The organism is Nitratireductor alexandrii (assembly GCF_004000215.1).
GTDB classification, from domain to species: Bacteria; Pseudomonadota; Alphaproteobacteria; order Rhizobiales; family Rhizobiaceae; genus Mangrovimarina; species Mangrovimarina alexandrii.
In genome coordinates this window covers 282,012-301,039 of record NZ_RBVY01000005.1, presented here as the reverse complement: position 1 = coordinate 301,039, position 19,028 = coordinate 282,012, and the positions used below count along the sequence as shown (strand labels likewise).

17 protein-coding genes and 1 other RNA gene are annotated in these 19,028 nt (G+C 66.7%); 6 read left to right on the top strand and 12 right to left on the bottom strand.

Features of this window, described 5'->3' with window-relative positions:
- Positions 1-45: 45 nt before the first annotated feature.
- The 6 genes from EP380_RS13635 to EP380_RS13610 all read right to left on the bottom strand — a co-directional run bounded on the left by EP380_RS13635 (position 46) and on the right by EP380_RS13610 (position 7,559).
- Positions 46-909: a hypothetical protein gene (locus EP380_RS13635; protein ID WP_127598989.1), complete on the bottom strand. Its 864-nt coding sequence runs from the start codon at positions 907-909 to the stop codon at positions 46-48.
- A 33-nt stretch (positions 910-942) separates the two neighbouring features.
- Entirely contained in the window at positions 943-3,549 is a 2,607-nt protein-coding gene (locus EP380_RS13630) for an ATP-dependent helicase (RefSeq protein ID WP_127598988.1), read from the bottom strand.
- Positions 3,550-3,806: 257 nt separating this feature from the next.
- Positions 3,807-4,856: an MBL fold metallo-hydrolase gene (locus EP380_RS13625; protein ID WP_127598987.1), complete on the bottom strand. Its 1,050-nt coding sequence runs from the start codon at positions 4,854-4,856 to the stop codon at positions 3,807-3,809.
- Positions 4,857-5,072: 216 nt separating this feature from the next.
- Complete coding sequence (locus tag EP380_RS13620) at positions 5,073-5,270, bottom strand: hypothetical protein (protein WP_106571583.1); 198 nt, start codon at positions 5,268-5,270, stop codon at positions 5,073-5,075.
- 163 nt (positions 5,271-5,433) lie between these two features.
- Positions 5,434-7,065: a chloride channel protein gene (locus EP380_RS13615; protein ID WP_127598986.1), complete on the bottom strand. Its 1,632-nt coding sequence runs from the start codon at positions 7,063-7,065 to the stop codon at positions 5,434-5,436.
- Between the two features lie 8 nt (positions 7,066-7,073).
- The gene (locus tag EP380_RS13610) at positions 7,074-7,559 is read right to left on the bottom strand and encodes a thioesterase family protein (RefSeq protein ID WP_127598985.1); all 486 of its coding nucleotides are present in this window, start codon (positions 7,557-7,559) and stop codon (positions 7,074-7,076) included.
- Between the two features lie 132 nt (positions 7,560-7,691).
- Here EP380_RS13610 and EP380_RS13605 point away from each other — a divergent pair, with 132 nt between their 5' ends.
- Together EP380_RS13605 and EP380_RS13600 are read left to right on the top strand one after the other, a co-directional pair.
- Entirely contained in the window at positions 7,692-9,104 is a 1,413-nt protein-coding gene (locus EP380_RS13605; protein ID WP_127598984.1) for an FAD-binding oxidoreductase, read from the top strand.
- A gap of 94 nt (positions 9,105-9,198) precedes the next feature.
- Entirely contained in the window at positions 9,199-13,185 is a 3,987-nt protein-coding gene (locus tag EP380_RS13600) for an AsmA family protein (RefSeq protein ID WP_275069006.1), read from the top strand.
- A 42-nt stretch (positions 13,186-13,227) separates the two neighbouring features.
- On the opposite strand, the gene EP380_RS13595 is transcribed toward EP380_RS13600, so the two are convergent.
- The 6 genes from EP380_RS13595 to EP380_RS13570 all read right to left on the bottom strand — a co-directional run bounded on the left by EP380_RS13595 (position 13,228) and on the right by EP380_RS13570 (position 16,232).
- Positions 13,228-13,479 carry a ribbon-helix-helix domain-containing protein gene (locus EP380_RS13595; RefSeq protein ID WP_106571587.1) on the bottom strand — a complete coding sequence of 84 codons (252 nt, stop codon included), beginning with the start codon at positions 13,477-13,479 and terminating at the stop codon, positions 13,228-13,230.
- The gene (locus tag EP380_RS13590) at positions 13,476-13,673 is read right to left on the bottom strand and encodes a DUF4169 family protein (RefSeq protein ID WP_106571588.1); all 198 of its coding nucleotides are present in this window, start codon (positions 13,671-13,673) and stop codon (positions 13,476-13,478) included. Before EP380_RS13590 ends, EP380_RS13595 begins: the two co-directional genes overlap by 4 nt.
- A gap of 29 nt (positions 13,674-13,702) precedes the next feature.
- The gene (locus EP380_RS13585; RefSeq protein ID WP_127598982.1) at positions 13,703-14,263 is read right to left on the bottom strand and encodes an SspB family protein; all 561 of its coding nucleotides are present in this window, start codon (positions 14,261-14,263) and stop codon (positions 13,703-13,705) included.
- 117 nt (positions 14,264-14,380) lie between these two features.
- A complete protein-coding gene (locus EP380_RS13580; protein WP_127598981.1) occupies positions 14,381-14,935 on the bottom strand; it encodes an AAA family ATPase in 555 nt (184 codons plus the stop codon).
- A 128-nt stretch (positions 14,936-15,063) separates the two neighbouring features.
- Positions 15,064-15,419, bottom strand: a transfer-messenger RNA (tmRNA) gene (gene ssrA, locus EP380_RS13575).
- 21 nt (positions 15,420-15,440) lie between these two features.
- Entirely contained in the window at positions 15,441-16,232 is a 792-nt protein-coding gene (locus EP380_RS13570) for a crotonase/enoyl-CoA hydratase family protein (RefSeq protein ID WP_106571590.1), read from the bottom strand.
- Between the two features lie 88 nt (positions 16,233-16,320).
- Here EP380_RS13570 and EP380_RS13565 point away from each other — a divergent pair, with 88 nt between their 5' ends.
- The 4 genes from EP380_RS13565 (at position 16,321) to EP380_RS13550 (ending at position 18,914) form a co-directional block, all read left to right on the top strand.
- Entirely contained in the window at positions 16,321-16,911 is a 591-nt protein-coding gene (locus EP380_RS13565) for a TetR/AcrR family transcriptional regulator (RefSeq protein WP_127598980.1), read from the top strand.
- A gap of 117 nt (positions 16,912-17,028) precedes the next feature.
- Positions 17,029-17,484 carry a YHS domain-containing (seleno)protein gene (locus EP380_RS13560; RefSeq protein ID WP_127598979.1) on the top strand — a complete coding sequence of 152 codons (456 nt, stop codon included), beginning with the start codon at positions 17,029-17,031 and terminating at the stop codon, positions 17,482-17,484.
- Positions 17,485-17,603: 119 nt separating this feature from the next.
- The gene (locus tag EP380_RS13555) at positions 17,604-18,398 is read left to right on the top strand and encodes a thymidylate synthase (RefSeq protein ID WP_127598978.1); all 795 of its coding nucleotides are present in this window, start codon (positions 17,604-17,606) and stop codon (positions 18,396-18,398) included.
- A 21-nt stretch (positions 18,399-18,419) separates the two neighbouring features.
- On the top strand, positions 18,420-18,914 hold the full coding sequence (locus EP380_RS13550; protein WP_127598977.1) for a dihydrofolate reductase: 495 nt from the start codon (positions 18,420-18,422) through the stop codon (positions 18,912-18,914).
- The last annotated feature ends 114 nt before the right edge of the window (positions 18,915-19,028 follow it).

The window sequence follows — 19,028 nt, the reverse complement described above, 5'->3', positions numbered from 1 at the left end:
CAGAGTCACCTTGGGAATCCTGAAGCAGGTCAAGGGCGACATGCTTTAGGAGCGTTGAGCAGCCTCCGCCAGCTTCTGTTCGAATGATTTCTTCGTACGCTTATCGAGATGGAAATGATCAATGAACCATCGCACGCCATCCAGCAGAATAGGCGTAGTTGCCCGTGAAGCGTTCTCCATTCGACGATACATCAGGTAGGTTTCGGAGTTAGAAGCGGCTGGCATCGATGAAGCGACTGAAGCGGGTGCTTTCCTGTCTGTGTCGTGACGAGACCGACGATAGGAGAAATTCCAGGCGAACAGTGCGTCTTCGATCCGGTCGCCTGCAACATTGGCTGGCCCAGTAGGTATCTTGATTCTGCCTCGCGGCTGAAATCGTGGATAGTTCCTCAGAATGTCATCGAACCGTCTACCAACGTATCGTTTTTGACTGGCAGGAACTTTCCAATCCGTGCCGACCGTCCATTGCATCCCGACCGTCATTCGCCGAAGCGAGAAAACAAGCTGGTCAAGCATGAAGAGATCGCTCGGCTCTTTGAACCAAGATATCAATCGATAACGACTATCAGGGTGACCCTGCATCTCGATTTTTTTCAGAAAAAGCTCGGTTGTCTTCGGGCGCCACAATTCGTTCTTTAGTGTGGGTGGCTTCTTGAAACTTCGAGGTGTTAGATCCCCGAAATTCAATTCGAATCGTTCAAAAGCAGCTGACAAGTCATGACTAAGCCCGTGTGCGGGGACATCGTTAACAACAAGCCCGGCCTTCATGTATTTTTCGATTGCCTGCTGTGCTTGCCAAAAAAACTCGGCATGTAGGCTATTAATTCTACACCAGCGAGCGAGAAAGTAATTATCGTCAGCAGGAGCTACAAGGAGCCTGTAGGTCGTCACCGCCTTGAAATGGTTCAAGGTATTGTATGGTTCGTCCCCCACCCCTCCACCTCACACCCTTTCCACGAACCCGTCGAGCACGCGTTTCTGGCCGGCCTTGTCGAAATCGATGGTGAGTTTGTTGCCCTCCACCGAGGCGACGTTGCCGTTGCCGAATTTCAGGTGGAAGACGCGGTCGCCGACCGCAAAGGACGAGGGCTGGTCGGCGACGGATTTGGCGACCAGTTCGCCGTCGATCACCCGGCCCTTGACCGAGCCGCGCCCGGCGCCGTAGCCCGAATCGGTCTCGCCGTAGCCGATGCGTTCGACGCCGTGGCCGGAGCGCGTGCCCCAGTTGCGGTCGGTCGCCTCGGTGCGGTTTTGCTGGGCGCGTTTCCAGCCCGGCGTGGCGTAGGTGTTGGAAAACGAGCCGCCGGCCTCGTCGAAGCGCGAGGCGCCATAGGGGTTGCGCCGGCCGCCATAATTGCCCTGGCCGCCGCCGGAGGCGTAGCCGCCGTAGTTCTGGCCGGTCTCGGCGACTTCGACATGGGCCTCGGGCAGTTCGTCGAGAAAGCGCGACGGGATGGTCGACTGCCACAGCCCGTGCACGCGGCGGTTTGAGGTGAACCAGAGATGCAGGTTCTTCTTGGCCCGGGTGAGCCCGACATAGGCCAGGCGGCGTTCTTCCTCCAGCCCGGAGCGGCCGCCCTCGTCGAGCGCGCGCTGATGGGGAAAGAGCCCTTCCTCCCAGCCGGGCAGGAACACGGTCTCGAATTCCAGCCCCTTGGCCGAATGCAGCGTCATGACGGAGACGGCGTCGAGATTTTCGTCCTGCTCGGTGTCCATCACCAGCGCGACATGTTCGAGGAAGCCGCGCAAGCTTTCATAGTCCTCCATCGAGCGGATCAGCTCTTTGAGGTTTTCCAGCCGTCCGGGCGCGTCGGCCGAACGGTCGTTCTTCCACATGTCGGTATAGCCGGATTCCTCCAAAATCGTCTCGGCGAGCTCGGTATGCGGGGTGGTGTCCAACAGCTCCTGCCAGCGGGCGAAATTGGCCGCCACCTGGCGCAGCGCCGCGCGCGGCTTGGGCTTCATCTCGTCGCTCTCGGCGAGCTGGCGGGCGGCCTCCAGCATCGGCACGCCGAGCGCGCGCGCCGTGTCGTGCACCTGGCGCACCGAGGCCTCGCCCAGGCCGCGCTTGGGCACGTTGACGATGCGCTCGAAGGCGAGGTCGTCGGCACCCTGGGCGACGACGCGGAAATAGGCCATGGCGTCGCGGATCTCGGCGCGCTCGTAAAAGCGCGGGCCGCCGATGACGCGGTAATTGAGGCCGAGCGTGACGAACCGGTCCTCGAATTCGCGCATCTGGAAGGAGGCGCGCACCAGGATCGCCATGTCGTTGAGGGCGTGACCCTTGGCCTGCAGCGCCTCGATCTCCTCGCCGACGCCGCGCGCTTCCTCCTCCGAATCCCAGGCGGCGTGCACCATCACCCTGGCGTCGTCGGGGTCGGGCTGCTCGGTGAACAGCGTCTTGCCGAGCCGGCCCTCATTGTGGGCGATCAGGTGCGAGGCCGCGCCAAGGATATGGGCGGTGGAGCGGTAGTTGCGTTCCAGCCTGATCACGGCGGCGCCGGGAAAGTCCTTGTCGAAGCGCAGAATGTTGTCGACCTCGGCGCCGCGCCAGCCGTAGATCGACTGGTCGTCGTCGCCGACGCAGCAAATGTTTACCTGCCGATTTTCCCTTGCACCGTCGGCCTGACCGGCCGAACCCAGGTCGACCTCGGAGCCTTCGTCCGCGGGCGCGCTCGCGGCCGGCGCCCGGGCCGCGGCGGAGCGTTGCGCCTGCGGCCGCTGCGCCAGCAGGCGCAGCCACATATATTGCGCGGTGTTGGTATCTTGATACTCGTCCACCAAAATATAGCGGAATTTCTGCTGATATTCGCGCAAAATATCGGGATTTTCGCGCAAAAGCCGGATCGGATGCAGCAAAAGATCGCCGAAATCGCAGGCGTTCAGCGTTTTCAGCCGCTCCTGATAGGCGGCGTAGAGTTCGCGGCCCTTGCCATTGGCGAAGGCGCGGGCATCGCCCTCGGGGATTTGGGCCGGCGACAGGCCCTTGTTCTTCCAGCCGTCGATCATCTGGGCGAACTGGCGCGGCGGCCAGCGCTTGTCGTCGAGCCCCTCGGCCTGGATCAACTGCTTGAGCAGCCGGATCTGGTCGTCGGTGTCGAGAATGGTGAAGTCGCGTTTCAGCCCGGCGAGTTCGGCATGGCGGCGCAGGAGCTTGACGCCGATCGAGTGAAAGGTGCCGAGCCAGGGCATGCCCTCGACCTGTTCGCCGACCAGAAGCCCGACACGGCTCTTCATCTCGCGCGCGGCCTTGTTGGTGAAGGTGACGGCCAGAATCTGGCTCGGCCAGGCGCGTCCGGTCGCCAGGATATGGGCGATGCGGGTGGTCAAAACCCGTGTCTTGCCGGTGCCGGCGCCGGCCAGCACCAGCACCGGGCCCTCGGTGGTCTCGACCGCGCGCCGCTGTTCGGGGTTGAGGCCGGCGAGATAGTCGGGCGCCCGTGGATGGCGGGCGGCCATGGCGCGCGCGGCCAGTCCGCCGCCGGCGGCGGGCGGCGCGGACATCTCGTCCCCTTGGTGGATGGGCAAATCGTCTGGGCGGCTGGACATTGCCTTGAATGTAGTGATTCGCGCCAGAAAGGCCAGCGGCGCGGCGCCTGTCACCGCCAAAGCCCGTCAGCGGAACCATTTTTCGCCATCGGCCGTTTCCGTCGTGCTGCGGGCCGCGTCAACCGGGCGCGGCGGTACGGCGAACAGGACGGATTTTCCCGGTTTCCCCTCCTGGCCAACGAATCGGCAGACGAGCGCCTGTCCCGCCCGGCCCGCGGCGGCTTTTTTCGCGACGGACCTGCCCGCCGCGACAAAGCCTACCGCGCCAGAACGCGGGTTTCGCCGATCCGGAACACGGTCGTGCGGGTTTGGGTCGTCGCGGCGGCCAGAAAACGCCGTTTCTGCTCGGCCGGCGGATCCTCGGAAAGCGCGAATGTGCCCCAATGCATGCCCACGGCCAGCCGCGCGCCGAGCATCTTGGCCAGTTCCGCGGCCTCGGCCGGATCGACATGGTAGGGACGCTGGAAGCGGTGCGGGGACCAGGCGCCGGTCGGCACCAAGGCCACGTCGACGGGACCCAGGCGCCGGCGCATGTCTGAAAAGATCGCTTGATCCTTGGCGGTATCGCCGGCGAAATAGACCCTGTTTTGCCTGTCGCCGATCACGAAACCGGCCCAATGCATGCTGTCGATGGCAAAAGGCGGGCGGCGCACGCCGTGAATGGCCGGTACGGCGGTGATCGACAGGCCGTCGAGCCGCGCCGTCTCGTACCAGCGCATTTCTTCGACACGGGCAAAGCCCGCCCGCCGGACCAGGAACGCCGTGCCCTCGGGGACGAAAACGCGCGCATGGGGAAAACGACCGGCGAGCCTTTTCAGGCTGGCGATGTCGAGATGGTCGTAGTCGGCATGGGAGATGACGATCGCGTCGAGACGCCGGATCAGACCGGGGTCGGGGCGCAAAGGCGGCAGGCGATGCAGATGCAAATGTCCGGGCCCGACACGATTGCCAAGCACGGGATCGGTGAGGACGGCATGGCCGCCGATCCGGATCAGGAAGGTGGAGTGCCCGAACCAGGTGAGCGCCAGCCGCGCCGCGCGTGCGCTCTCGAATTGTGCTTCGGCCTGCGCGGGCGTCAGCCAATGGTCGGGCGGCAGCGTGTCCTTTTGCGGAAACAGCTTGAGCGCCATCTTGGCCAGATGGTCGGTCCAGCCGACGATTTGCGGCGCCGGGGCGGGCCGGCCCGGATTGGCGTAAAACCGTGGCCCGTCCGTGGCGCGTCGGCCAGGCCCGGCACAGGCTGCCAAGGCGAGCGCCGCCAGCACGACGACGGTTTTCGCGCGTGTTGCTTCCCCGCGAGAAAGCACTCCCACCCCCCATTTTGCGCCAGTCTAACCGGTGTTTGCCCGGGAACAAACCCGCGTGTGCCGGATGATGGGGCGTGGGGATGCGTACGGCGGGCCGGTCAGGCTCGATGTCTGCTCCCGACGGCGCGCTTGGAAACTGCCGGCCGGGCTGGGGCTATTGCGTTGCGGTCGAACGGCCGACGCACCGCAAACCCGCACCAGCATAAGCAGTCGGGCTCACCCCTCCTGCCGGAGATGGCGAACCTCGCGCACCACGGCGCGCCATCGCAGATAATCGATCGGGATCGGTTCGTTGCGTCCGGCGATGGCGTGGATCGCGTTTTCGAGATTGTTCTTGGCCCGCCAAAAATCATAGTCGGAAAAGCGCCGGTCTCGGGCAAGCGTTTGCGCCAGCGCCTGGACGTCAGTCGTCACGCCATCACCTCGATATCGTTGTAAGTGCCCGTCGCCTCACCCGTTTCCCGAGCCATCTGTTGCGAGTCGGCCTATGCGTTCAAGGCCGGGCTTCGGCTGTCCACATTAACGTTTCGTTAAGGTTAACAATGTGTTGCGCCGGCCGGGACGGTTCCTGCGCGCATCAACGATGCTCCTCGACCGAGGTCTGGACGAGGGCCTGGTTGAAGTGGCGCAGTGCCGCCACCAGGCTGACCCAGGCGATGATGCGGGTGGAGTCGGCAGGGTCGACGACCGGCAGGCGTTCATGGCCGCCAGTGTCGAGGGCGCGCAGTGCCGCATCGAGCGTGTCGGTCGGTTTGAGCGCCGTGCCGCCGCGTTCGGGGTCATAGGCGAGGGGCTCGCCGCCAGCGGCGACCGGCTCCATGAAATCCATCACCCGCACCGAGGCGCCGAGCGGCTTGTGCGGGCCCTCGCGCACGTCGAGGCCGCGCAGGCGCAACTGCCACTGGAACCAGGAATGACCGTGCACGGCCTGAATGACGCCCTGAGCCACGGCCACCGTCAGCAACAGCGCGATGGCGAGCGCGTAGCCGCCGGTCAGTTCGAACACGATCATCGCCGTGGAGATCGGCGCGCCGAACACGGCGCCGGCGACCGCGCCCATGCCGAGCATGGCGTAGAGGCCGCCGCTGGAGGCCATGTCGGGGAAAAGACCGGAGGCGATCATGCCGAAGGCGCTGCCGGTGAGCGCGCCGACCACCATCGCCGGCGCGAACACGCCGCCGCCGAAGCGCGCCGCAAGCGAGATTGCCGTCGCCACCGTCTTCAGCACGATCAGCGACAAGACGAGCGCCAGCGGCAGTTGCTCCGACAGGGCCAGGTCGGTGAGCTCGTAACCGACACCCAGAATATGCGGAAAAAAGACGCCGACCGCCCCGACCAGCACACCGCCGGCCACCGGCCGGGTCCAGAGCGGAATATCCACGCGGCGGGCGGCGAAATCGGCGATGAACAGCGCGAACTGGAACAGGATCGCGACCACGGCCGAGACCAGGCCGAGAAGCACGAAGGCGGGAAATTCCCAATAGGAAGCGACCGCGTAGGCCGGCACGGAAAAGGAGGCGTCGGGCCCGAACCACAGCCTGGACAGGACGCTGCCGGCGGTCGAGGCGATCATGATCGGCACGAAGGAGCGCAGCGCATAATGGCCCAAAACCACCTCGTGGGCGAACAGCACGCCGGCGAACGGGGCGTTGAAGGAGGCGGCGACCGCGCTTGCCACGCCCGCCGAAAGCAGGGTGCGACGGCACCATTCCGGCAGCGCGGCGCGGCGCGCGATCACCCCGCCGAGCGTTGCGCCGAGATGCACGATCGGCCCCTCGCGTCCGGCGCTGGCGCCGCTGCCGACCGAGATGGCCGAGACCAGCGCCGACCACAACCCGTCGGCCATGCCGAGCTTGCGTCCGGTAAAGGCGCGCGCCTCGATGACGTCGGCGACGCCGCCGGCGCGGCGCACGGAAATGCGCTGCAGCAGGAGGCCCACGACGAGGCCGCCGACGACCGGGCCGGCGACGATCACCCACCACGGCATGCCGGCGGCGGCCGTCAGGGTCTGTTCGGAGCGGCTGCCGAGCCAGAACCATTGCGCGATGCCGATCAGTTCGCGGAAGATGATCGCGGCAATGCCGGCGCCAAGGCCGATCGCCAGCGCCAGGCACAAGACCAGCGGCTGGCGTTCCTTGCGGAAATCGCGCCAGTTCGGGCCGACCCAGCCCCTGAGCGCGACGATCGCGCGCTTGGCGAAGAGATTCATCGCCCAGCCTAGTTGGATTTGCGCCGGATCGCGATCGAGCGGCCGGCGCGTTCGGGCATCGGCAAGGCCCGGTGGGCGGCGCGCACCGCCTCAACCCTTTGCCTTATGTCGTCGGGAAAGGCGGCGACCCGCGGCCCGGCCATGTCGATATGCAGGGACAGCGTTTCCGACGTCGCGGCCAGCCAGCCGTCGAGATGATGGATCTCCTGGTAGGCGCGCAGGCGCTTGTCGTCATGGTCGATGAGATTGAAGGAGACGCGGACACGATCGCCCAGATGCAGTTCGCGGACGTAACAGACATGGACTTCGGCGGTGTAGATCGTCAGCCTGCGCGCGCTGGCATAGTCGGGACCCATGCCCATCAATTCGAACGCCTCGTCGGAACAGCGATCGAACAGCACATTGTAATAGGCCATGTTGAGGTGGCCGTTATAGTCGATCCAGTCCTTTTCGATCTCCATGATGCGCGACAGGAGCGGTGCGTTGATGGTCATTGAATTTCCCCGCTTGATGAACTCTCCGGCGCGGCCGATAAAGGCGCGGACGCCCGCCGGCCCGGTCCCGATACTCATCAGAACCGGGACGCCTTCTCAAGGCCTGCGCGGCACAATGCACGGGAGGAACACATGGCGCTTGCCGATCTTGTCCGCGTCGAACGCAACGAAGACGGCATCCAGGCCGTGCTCGGCGTCCTCAAGCAGCGCTTCGGCGAGCGGTTTCAGACCGGCCAGGCGATCCGCGAGCAGCATGCCCACACCACCACCTATATTCCCGCGCAATTGCCGGACGGGGTGGTGTTCGTACACTCGACGCCGGAGGTGCAGGAGGTGGTGCGCCTTTGCGCGACGTATCGCGTGCCGGTGATCCCGTTCGGCACCGGCACGTCGCTGGAGGGTCATGTCAACGCGCCGGGCGGCGGCATCTCGCTCGACCTGATGGGCATGGACAAGATCGTGTCGGTCAATGCCGAGGATCTCGACTGCACGATCGAGCCGGGCGTGACGCGCGAGGCGCTCAACACCTATCTGCGCGACACGGGGCTGTTTTTCCCGATCGATCCGGGCGCCAATGCCAGCCTCGGCGGCATGGCCTCGACGCGCGCGTCGGGCACCAACGCGGTGCGCTACGGCACGATGCGCGACAATGTGCTGGCGCTGACGGCGGTGACGGCCGACGGGCAGACGGTGACGACCGCCAAGCGGGCCAAGAAATCCTCGGCCGGCTACGATCTGACGCGGCTTTTCATCGGCGCGGAAGGCACGCTCGGCATCATCACCTCGCTGACGCTCAGGCTGCAGGGCATTCCCCAGGCGATGTCGGGCGGGGTGTGCCCGTTTCCGAGCGTGGAGGCGGCCTGCGAGGCGGTGATCGCCACCATCCAGATGGGCGTGCCGGTCGCGCGCATCGAACTGGTCAACCGGCTGCAGATGAAGGCGATGATCGCCTATTCGAAGCTCGACTATCCCGAAAGCCCGTGCCTGTTCCTCGAGTTCCACGGCACCGAGAGCGGCGTGGCCGAACAGGCGCAGCTTTTTGGCGAGATCGCGGCCGAGCACGGCGGCGGACCGTTCATCTGGACCCAGGTCGCCGAGGAACGCACCAAATTGTGGAAGGCGCGCCACGACGCCTATTGGGCCTCGCTGCCGCTCAGGCCCGGCGCGCGCGGCCTGTCGACGGATGTGTGCGTGCCGATCTCGCGGCTGGCCGAATGCATCGCCGAAACGGAACGCGACATCGAGGCGATGGGCCTGGTCGCGCCGATCGTCGGCCATGTCGGCGACGGCAATTTCCACGTGCTGGTGCTGATGGACCCCGAAGACACGCGCGAGATCGCGCAGGCGGAGGCCTTCGTTGCCCGGCTCAACGAACGGGCGCTGGCGATGGAGGGCACCTGCACCGGCGAGCACGGCATCGGCCAGGGCAAGGCGAAGTTTCTGGAACTGGAACTGGGCACCGGCGTCGACGTGATGCGGGCCATCAAGAAGGCGCTCGATCCGCAGAACATTCTCAATCCGGGCAAGATTTTCGCGCTCGACTGACGGGTTTTTCGCGCTGGCCGGGATCGGCGCCGCCACTTTATCGACACGCCGATCGGGGTAAGGTGTCGGCTATCGACGACTCAGGAGCAGGTTTCTGGCCCGTCTGTTCGTATTCATCGGCGGCTTGATCGTGCTGGTGCTCACCGCGGCGCTGGTGGGGCCTTATTTTGTCGACTGGACCAGCTATCGCGCCGATTTCGAACGCGAGGCAAGCCGCATACTCGGCCGCGCGGTCACGGTGGAGGGCACCGCCACGGCGCGGCTCTTGCCGTTCCCCTCGGTGCGGTTCACCGATGTCAGGGTGGCCGGGGCGACGCCCGGCGAGCCGCAGATGACGGTCGACAGCTTCTCGATGGACGCGGAATTGTCGCCGTTCCTGCGCGGCGAGATCCTGATCTTCGACATGCGGCTCGAGCGGCCGTCGGCGGTCATCACGGTGGCCGAGGACGGCACCATAGACTGGGCGGCGCGGCCGGCGAGCCTTTTCGATCCGTCGCAAATATCGCTCGAAAAGATCACGGTGGCCGAAGGCAGGGTGCGGCTGCGTCATGCGCTCAGCGGCCGCGAGCATATTGTCAGCGAGATCAATGCCGAGATCGCCGCGCGCACGCTCGCCGGGCCGTGGCGGCTCGACGGATCGATGCGCCTCGACGGGCAGGCGGCGGCGGTCACGCTGTCGACCGGTACCGTCGAGGACGACGGCACGTTGCGGCTGCGCGCGCGGGTGCGCCCGAGCGACCGCGCCTTCGCGCTGGAAACCGACGGCCGGGCGCGGCTGCATGACGGGGCGGCCAGCTATGACGGCCGCTTCAAACTGGATGCAGGCATCCGCAGCGCCGACGGCGAGACGGGCGAGCAGCCCGAAGCGCCGGCCGGCTTTCGTTTCGCCGGCGCGTTCACGCTCGACAACAACCGGCTCGACGTTTCGGAGTTTCGGCTCGAGACCGGTACGCTCGACGACCCCTATACCGCCGACGGCACCGCGCTGCTCGATTTCGGCGTCTCGCCGCGTTTCCTGATCCAGGCGACCGGCGCGCAGGTGCGGCTCGACCGCGGGGAGGGCGAAGCAGGCGACATAACCGGCCTGGCGCTGCAGGATCGCCTGGACGCGCTCAACGAGGCCGTGCTCGACCTGCCGCGGCCGGGCATCGCGGGCACGGTCGACATCGACCTGCCGGCGATCGTGGCCGGCGATACCACCATTCGCGACGTGTCGTTCTCGGCCGAGCCGGGCGCGGACGGCTGGACGGTCAACACGCTGCGCGCGACGCTGCCCGGCCGCACGCGGCTGGAGGCGAACGGGCTGATTTCGGCCGGCGAGGCAATGCGCTTCGACGGCCGGCTTTTGTTGGCGGTCGGTCAGCCGTCGGGCTTCGCGGCCTGGCTTGCGCGCGACGTCGACGAGGCGATCCGGCGCCTGCCGGCCGCCGGTTTCGCCGCCGATGTCGAACTGGGCGCCGAGCGCCAGCTTTTCAACAATCTGGAATTGATCCTGGGCACGGCGCGGTTTCGCGGCTCGCTCGACCGCCAGCGGCGCGACGCCGTGCGGCCGGCCATGACCGCCAAGCTGGAAGGCGAGGCGCTGGACGTCGACGGCATGGCGGCATTCGCCTCGCTGTTCGTCAGCGATGCCGGCGTGACCCATTTCGGCGGCCACGACATCGATTTCAGCCTGAAGGCGGGGCCGGTGCGGCTGTCGGGCCTGGCTGCCGAGGAGGTCGATACCGCCTTCAGGCTGCGCGGCGACCAGCTCGACATCGACCGGCTGGCGGTGACCGGCCTGGCCGGCGCCAATATCAGCGCGACGGCGAAGCTACGCGACATTGACGGCCGGCCGAGCGGCTCCGTCGACGCCTCCATCCTCGCCGGCGATCTCGCCCCGTTCGCGCGGCTGGTGGCGGCGCGCTTTCCCCAAAACGCCCTGGCGGCCGCGCTTGCCGGCCGGGCCGATGCCTATCAGGGGCTGATGGACGACGCGCAGATCGACATGGTGGCGAGCCTGGAGCGCGCCGGCGCGGGGCCGGGCCAGGCATCGCTGGGCGCGCAGGGCCATATCGGCGACAGCGATGTCAGCCTGTCGCTGTCGTCGGAGGCTTTCGACGGCGACCTTTTCGGCGCGCCGCTGGCGCTGTCGCTGGAGGCCGAAACCACGAATACCGCCGAACTGCTGGCCTTTGCCGGCCTGCCGGCCTTCGATCTCGGCCTGACCGGCGAAGGCACGGCGCAACTGGCGGTGGACGGCACCTTGTCGGAAGGCGCCGCGGTCCGGTTCGCGCTCCTGTCGCCGCAGGCCCAGGCGCGGTTTTCCGGCAGCGCCACGGTAAACGGCATGGCGCTGTCGGCCAAGGGCGGGCTCGACCTGTCGGGCGACGATCTGGAACCGTGGCTGATGACCTCGGGCCTGACCCTGCCCGGCATGGGGCTCGGGCTTCCCGCCGATCTCAAAAGCGATGTCGCGCTGGAGGGGGGCGTGCTCACGCTTTCCGAGATCGCCGGCAATCTCGCCGGCAATACGGTTTCGGGAGATTTGCGGGCGCGGCTCGCGGACGGGATGCCCGATCTCGCCGGCAGGCTCGCGCTCGGCGGGTTCGATCTCGCGCTCGCGGCCGGGCTGGTGCTCGGCGAAGGGGCGATCGAATATGACGGCGAGGGCTGGCCCGACGCGCCGTTTGTCCAGGCCGCGACGGTGCCGTTTACCGGGCGGCTGGCGTTCGAGGTCGGCACGCTCGGCGTCGGTGCCTGGCTGAGCGCGGAGGAGGCCAGCTTCACTCTGGCGCTGGACCGGGAAGGGCTGCGGCTCGCCGATCTTGAGGCCGGCTTCGTCGGCGGTTCGCTGGAAGGGCTTGCGGAGCTCAACAACAATCAGGGGGCGGGCCTGTTTTCGGCCCAACTGAAGATCGCGGGCGCCGACAGCGCGACGCTGCTGCGCGCGCCGGGTTTGGGCGGCAGCGCCGATCTGAGCGCGTCGGCGACGGCAAGCGGGCGCACCGTCGGCGGGCTGATCGCGGCGCTGACGGGATCGGGCACGGCGCGGTTCGTCGGGCTTGCCGTGCCGGGCCTGAGTGCGGACGCGCTCGGGCCGATCCTGGCGCGCGCCGACGAGATCGGCCGCGACATCACCGCAGACCAGACGGCCGGTTTCGCGCCTGCGCTGGTCGCCGACGGGACGCTCGGGATCGGCGAAATCGTTGCCCCCTTCACCATTGCCGGCGGCGTGATCCGTACGCCGCCGCTGTTCATGGAGGCCGGTGCGGCGCGTTTGGAGACGCAGGCCCGCGCCGATCTCAATTCCGGCGCGGTGTCGATGGACGGGCAGCTTCGTTACGAGGCCGGCGACGAGGCGGTGGTCGGGTCCGAGCCGGTGGTCGGCTTTGTCGCCGAAGGGCCGATCGGCAATGTGATGCGCCGTTTCGATACCGCGCCGCTGGCGCAATTCCTGACCCAGCGCGCGCTCGAGCGCGAACAGGCGCGGGTGGAAAAGATGCAGGCCGAACTGCTCGAAAAGCAGCGGCTGCGGCGCGAAGTGCGCTATTACACGCAGCTTGCCGAATTGCGCCGCGTCCGCCAGGCGGAAGAAGAGGCGCGACGCCAGGCCGAGGAAGCCGCGCGGTTGAAGGCGGAGGAAGAGGCCGCGCGTCAGGCCGACGAGGAAGCGCGGCGCCAGGCCGACGAGGAAGCGCGGCGCCAGGCCGAGGAAGCCGCGCGGTTGAAGGCAGAGGAAGAGGCCGCGCGCCAGGCCGAGGAGGAAGAGCGGCGCCAGGCCGAGGAGGAAGCGCGATTGAAGGCGAAGGAAGAGGCCGCGCGCCAGAAAGCCGAGGAAGAGGCCGCGCGCATCCGCGCCGAGGACGAGGCCCGGCGGCGCGCGGAGGAGGAGGCGCGGCTTCGTGCGGAACAGGCCGCGCGCGAACAGGCCCGCGAGCCGGTCGACGAGGCCGGGACCGCATCGACCGACACGATCACCCGCACGCCGCTGCCGCCGCCCGCGCGGCCGCCGAGACCGAGGCCGGGTTCCGCTTCGGAACTCGATTTCGACGCGATGGACATCGAAGAATTTCTGAAGTCCCATTCACCGGGGCGCTGAGTTTGCGGCAGGCGCGTCCCGGCCGAGCGCGGCGCGCGGCTGTTACGATGACGGTTCGGGACGGCGGGCGCGTTCGGCGTCGCGCGCGCGCACATGGTCAAGCACGTAAAGTCGCAATGCCGACGACAGATTGGTGTCGCGCGGGCGCTGTTCGTCGATTTCGGCGACGAGCGCGGCCAGGGCGCGATCACGCCGGGCCGCGATTTTCTTCAACTCGTCGTAAAAAGCCTGTTCGATCGAATAGCTGGTGCGGTGGCCGCGGATCGTGACCGATCGTTTGCGCACGCCGCTCACGGCCGGTCGTCGCCTTGCGGCTTGTCGCGGCGATGGCCGTCGAGCGCTGCGCGGGCGGTTCGTTCGGTGCGGGCTTCGGTCTGCTTTTCGGTCTTGGTGCGGCCGTGGCGTGCGCGATTTTCGCTCGCCCGCTTTTCGCGCGCGGCCCGTTCGGCACGCTTGCGCGCCAGGCGCAGATTGACGATCTCAGCCATCGGCGCTCCCGAGCGGACACGCTTTTGGGTTATTTCTTTCGGAACGCATCGAGCGAGACGACCTGGGCGCCCTTGGTTTCGGCCTCCGCCTCGGCGGGCTCCTCGGCCTTGAGATCGTCCTTTTTCTTCTTTGCGCGCTCGCCGCCGGATTTTTTCGCCGCGGTCGCCTTGGCGGGCGCGGCGGCTTTTTTGTCGTCCGCCTCCGGTTCCGGCGCTTCTTCGGCCGGGGCCTCCACCTTCACGTCGAACTCGAGTTCGAAATTGACGGACGGGTCGTAGAAACCGCGCACGGCCGAGAACGGGATTTCGAGCTTTTCGGGCACATCGGAAAACGACAGGCCGATCTCGAAGCCGCTATCGGTCACCTTCAGGTCCCAGAACTGGTATTGCAGCACGATCGTCATCTGCTCGGGATAGCGCTCGCGCAGCCGGCTGGAGACCCGCACGCCGGGCGCGCCGGTGAGGAAGGTGATGAAAAAGTGATGGTTGCCCGGCAGGCCCGTCTTGGCAACCTCGCTCAAAACCTTGCGCATCACGCCGCGCAAGGCTTCCTGGGCGAGGATGTCGTAGCGAATTTGGTCGTCCGTCATGCAGTCGGGGTCCATCGAGTGAGTCCGGTTAGATTTAGTGCGGTTTGCACAAAGATGGAACCGGCGAGTGCGATATTCCCGCATGCGGCGCCGGTCAGCATCGCGGCCGGCGATGTCTCATGCCGTCCGCAGCGTGTCGACCACAAAGCGCACCCGTTCGGCAAGACCGGTTTTGGGCAATTCGACAAGCCGGTAGCCGAAGGCGGAATAGGTGTTTGCCATCGCGGCGTGGGTGCGCCGCGCTTCCTCGGGCGATTGGCGGCGTTCGGCGTCGTTGACGTAGATCTCGGGCCAGTGCGGCGCGATGAAGACGGTCGCGTTGTAACGGAAATCGGTGGCGGCCCGTGTCAACGCCGGCGGCACGGCAAGCCGCGACAGGGCGAGATAGCCGACAATGTCGGGGATGGCACGGTCGAACAGGACGGTCCCGCTGCGCTGCATGGCGAGCGCGTGCGACCGCAATTCCCAACACAGCATCCAGTCGGCGAAGCGTGCCCGATCAGCCCAGGGCAGGGCGTCGGAGCCGATCGCCTGTTGCTGGCGGATGACGCCGCGCCCGGCCTCGTCCATGACGGCGAAGCCGGTCGCGGCCAGTGCGTCGAGCAAAGTGGTTTTGCCGGAGCCCGGCCCGCCGGTGAAGACGAACAGGCGCTCGCTCTGTGGTGAGGACATGGCATGCTCCCTGGCTGGATGATTTTGGCGGCGACGGCGTGCGCGCGGGAAAGCGGCCGCGGGGCGCGCCAAGCGGCGCCGACACGCGCGACAGCGGACGGGAATGGACGGGGAGGCAGATGGGGAGAAGTGGAGGCTTCTGTTGCCAGGTGCCTCCGAACCCCGCCTAGAGGTGCGAACCGCTAGGACTTGAATTGAAGCTGTCGAGCCGCATTACGCAGCGAGACGTGCTTCCGCATAGTTGTCGTTTGCAACTACAAGTTTAGCCCGATAACGGTGGTACAATGCCGGGCAAAAGTCCGATCTTTACACCTTCGTCGATCCTATTTCGCCCCCATCAAAAACCGCCAGGCAAAGCGGTTTGTGGTGGAGGCGCCGGGTACCGCCCCCGGGTCCGAACGGCTTATTACATCGGCAGTTTATCGCCATAGTCAGTCAAGCTGACGGGACGAATATAGGCATGCCGACGGCAAATGAAAAGACCGCCGGCACGCGGTTTGTCGCGCTATGCGGCCGGAACCGGCTTCGCCTTGCGCGCCAGCCACCGGTCGAGCCGGTCGGAGAGATCGTGCGTGGGCACCAGGCCGGCGAACAGGTCGCATTCGGTCTGCAGGCCCTCGGCGATGCTCATGTTGAGGCCGCGCGTGGTCGCCGCCAGGACCGCCGCGGCGGCCGAGGCGGTGTGGACCGTGATGCGACCGGCCAGGTCGCGCGCTGTCGCCATCAGCTCGTCGTGCGGCACGACGCGGTTGACCAGCCCGAGTTCGAGCGCATATCGCGGCGAGAAGGTTTCGCCGGTCAGCAGCAATTCCAGCGCGCGCTTGCGGCCCGCCAGCCGGGCGAGGCGCTGCGTGCCGCCGAATGTCGGCGGCATGCCGAGCCGGATTTCCGGCTTGGCGAACAGGGCGTCGTCGCTGGCGACCGTCAGGTGGGCGGCTTCGACGATCTCGCAACCGCCGCCGAAGGCGAAGCCGTTGACCGCCGCGATCACCGGCTTGCGATAGGCCTCGATCCGCGCCGTCATGCGCTGGCCGCGGCGCACGAAGTCGCGCACGGCGCAGTCGATGCCCGCGCGCACGCTTTCGCGAAATTCGGCGATGTCGGCGCCGGCGGAAAAGGCGCGCTGGCCTGCACCGGTCAGGATCACTGCGCGGCAGCGGCTGTCGCTCTCGATCCCGTCGAGCAGGTCCAGCACGCGGTCGATCATCGCGCGGGACAGCGCATTGAGCTTGTCGGGACGGTTGAGGGTGAGGACGGCGATGCCGTCGGCGACGTCGATGAGAACCGGTTCTGGCATGGTGCTTTTCCTGCGTGCGTGGGGGGACGACGGGAAGGTAGCGCGACGCCGTTGTTGTGTATATTCACTAGTCGGTATACATAGGGCCATGGCGACGACGGCATTATCCACCCGCGAACGTATCGTGCAGGCGGCCACGACGCTGTTTTACGGCGAGGGCATCCGCGCGGTCAGCGTCGATGCGGTCGCCGCCAAGGCCGGGGTCACCAAGCGCACGCTTTATTATCATTTCGCCAGCAAGGACGAGTTGATCGCCGCCTATCTGGAAGGGCGCGACCAGCCCAATCTTGCCACTTTCCGGCGCTGGTTCGCCGAAACCGACGGTTCGCTTGCCGACAAGGTGCGCGGCATTTTCTGCGCGCTCGCCCGATCGGCCCGCAAGCCGGGATGGAAGGGCTGCGGCTTCCTGCGCACGGCGGCCGAATTGGCGGCAATGCCCGGCCACCCGGCGATGCGCATCGGCGCGGCGCATAAGAAGAAGTTCGAGGCCTGGCTTGCGGAAATTTTTGCGGGCGCGGGGCTGGCGGAGCCGGACCGTCTGGCGCGGCGGATCGTGCTGCTGCTCGACGGCTCCTTCGCCGTCGTGCTGTTGCATCGCGATCCGGACTATATGGAGGAAGCCGGCGCGACGGCCTTTATCCTGGTCGAGGCCGCGCTGTCCCGGTCCAGGCGGACCTGAGGCGGTCCGCCACGTTCGCCGGTATTGCGCCGGGATCAAGCATTCGTGTGAGGTCGTGTAGCGCGCGGCAAGCCCGGCCGCGCTACAAGCGGTGTCGGCAGACAGGGAGGATGTGCGATGCAGCGACGTGGGGTCTTGGGCCTGATTGCCGGCGCGGCGACCGCGCTTGGCACCGCCGGCGCGGCGGTTGCCGCCGACAAGGTGTTTACCGGCCTGGTGGCGGGAGTGGGCGCCGGCGGCTACGATGTCGTGGCCTACCAGAGTGAAAACGCCGCGATCCCGGGCGATCCGGCGATCGAAGCCAGCCACGAGGGCGTGCGCTACCGCTTCGCCAGCGCACGCAACCGCGACGCTTTCCGCGCCGATCCGCAAAAATATCTGCCGCACTATGGCGGTTATTGCGCCTGGGCGGTGAGCCAGGGCTATACCGCCAAGGGCGATCCAGAGGCCTGGACGGTCGTCGACGGCAGGCTCTATCTCAACTATTCGCAGTCCGTGCGCGCACAATGGTCGCAGGACATCGCCGGCAATGTCGCCAAAGCCGACGCCAATTGGCCGGCCGTGCTGGACTGAGATGCCGGCGCCGGCATTGGCTGCGTTTTACCGGTTGGGGACAGGCCGGACGATGGCGTGCGCGGCCGGGCGCGATAGGCTAGTGTGAGGCGCGAAGAGAATCGCTGTCCCGGAACATCATGCGCCAATATCTCGACCTTTTGTCCCACGTGCTCGACACGGGCACCGATCGCGGCGACCGCACGGGGACCGGCACCCGCTCGGTGTTCGGCCACCAGATGCGGTTCGACCTCGATGACGGCTTTCCGGTGCTGACCACCAAGAAGCTGCATTTGAAGTCGATCATCCACGAATTGCTGTGGTTTTTGTCCGGCGACACCAATATCGGCTACCTCAACCAGCACGGCGTGACGATCTGGGACGAATGGGCCGACGAGAACGGCGATCTCGGCCCCGTCTATGGCTCGCAATGGCGCTCCTGGCCGACGCCGGACGGTGGCTCGATCGACCAGATCGCGCAACTCGTCGACCAGATCCGCGACAATCCCGAGTCGCGGCGCCTGATCGTGTCGGCCTGGAACCCGGCCGAGATCGGCGAAATGGCGCTGCCACCGTGCCACTGCCTGTTCCAGTTCTACGTCGCCGAGGGCCGGCTGTCGTGCCAGCTCTACCAGCGCTCGGCCGACATCTTCCTCGGCGTGCCGTTCAACATCGCCTCCTACGCGCTGTTGACGATGATGGTGGCGCAGGTGACGGGACTGCGGCCGGGCGAATTCGTTCATACGCTCGGCGACGCGCATCTCTACCAAAACCATTTCATGCAGGCGCGGCTGCAGCTGACCCGCACGCCGAAGCCGCTGCCCACGATGCGCATCAATCCCGATGTCGCCGACCTGTTCGCCTTCCGCTACGCCGATTTCAGCCTCGAAGGCTACGAGGCCGACGACTCGATCAAGGCGCCGATCGCGGTATGAGGCGGGTGTGAGGGGCTCGCCATGAGCAGTATCGCGATCGTGGTGGCCGTCGCCGAAAACGGCGTCATCGGACGCGACGGCGGCATGCCGTGGCGCCTGTCGACGGATCTCAAGCGGTTCAAGGCGGTCACGCTGGGCAAACCCGTCATCATGGGACGCAAGACCTTCGACAGTATCGGCAGACCCTTGCCCGGCCGGGCCAACATCGTGGTGACGCGCAATCGCGACTGGCGCGCCGACGGCGTCACGGTGACGGCGACGCTCGAAGAGGCGCTGGCGATGGCGGCGCGCGAGGACGGCGATGAGATCTGCGTGATCGGCGGCGGCGAGCTCTATGCCCAGGCGATCGGCCTGGCCGACCGGCTGCATGTGACCCATGTGTTGGCCGATATCGACGGCGACACGCGTTTTCCGCCGATCGACCCGTCTGTGTGGGCGGTGGTGGAGGAGGCCGAGGTCCCGCCGGGAGAAAAGGACAGCCACGCCACCCGTTACGCCGTTTACGAAAGGCGCTGAGCGCTTGCATGGCCGTGCCCGGTTTTTTACCCTATGATGTAAGAAAGCGCGACCATGTGCGGCAAATGACACCGCAAGGTCCATGCCCGCGTTGAAAGGGCGGTAGCGCATCCC

What these genes read in the sequence shown, in the direction of transcription:
- EP380_RS13630 (WP_127598988.1), bottom strand. Translation starts at nt 3,549, where the DNA reads ATGTCCAGCCGCCCAGACGATTTGCCCATCCACCAAGGGGACGAGATG.
- EP380_RS13615 (WP_127598986.1), bottom strand. Translation starts at nt 7,065, where the DNA reads ATGAATCTCTTCGCCAAGCGCGCGATCGTCGCGCTCAGGGGCTGGGTC.
- EP380_RS13610 (WP_127598985.1), bottom strand. Translation starts at nt 7,559, where the DNA reads ATGACCATCAACGCACCGCTCCTGTCGCGCATCATGGAGATCGAAAAG.
- EP380_RS13605 (WP_127598984.1), top strand. Translation starts at nt 7,692, where the DNA reads ATGGCGCTTGCCGATCTTGTCCGCGTCGAACGCAACGAAGACGGCATC.
- EP380_RS13590 (WP_106571588.1), bottom strand. Translation starts at nt 13,673, where the DNA reads ATGGCTGAGATCGTCAATCTGCGCCTGGCGCGCAAGCGTGCCGAACGG.
- EP380_RS13585 (WP_127598982.1), bottom strand. Translation starts at nt 14,263, where the DNA reads ATGACGGACGACCAAATTCGCTACGACATCCTCGCCCAGGAAGCCTTG.
- EP380_RS13580 (WP_127598981.1), bottom strand. Translation starts at nt 14,935, where the DNA reads ATGTCCTCACCACAGAGCGAGCGCCTGTTCGTCTTCACCGGCGGGCCG.
- EP380_RS13570 (WP_106571590.1), bottom strand. Translation starts at nt 16,232, where the DNA reads ATGCCAGAACCGGTTCTCATCGACGTCGCCGACGGCATCGCCGTCCTC.
- EP380_RS13565 (WP_127598980.1), top strand. Translation starts at nt 16,321, where the DNA reads ATGGCGACGACGGCATTATCCACCCGCGAACGTATCGTGCAGGCGGCC.
- EP380_RS13560 (WP_127598979.1), top strand. Translation starts at nt 17,029, where the DNA reads ATGCAGCGACGTGGGGTCTTGGGCCTGATTGCCGGCGCGGCGACCGCG.
- EP380_RS13555 (WP_127598978.1), top strand. Translation starts at nt 17,604, where the DNA reads ATGCGCCAATATCTCGACCTTTTGTCCCACGTGCTCGACACGGGCACC.
- EP380_RS13550 (WP_127598977.1), top strand. Translation starts at nt 18,420, where the DNA reads ATGAGCAGTATCGCGATCGTGGTGGCCGTCGCCGAAAACGGCGTCATC.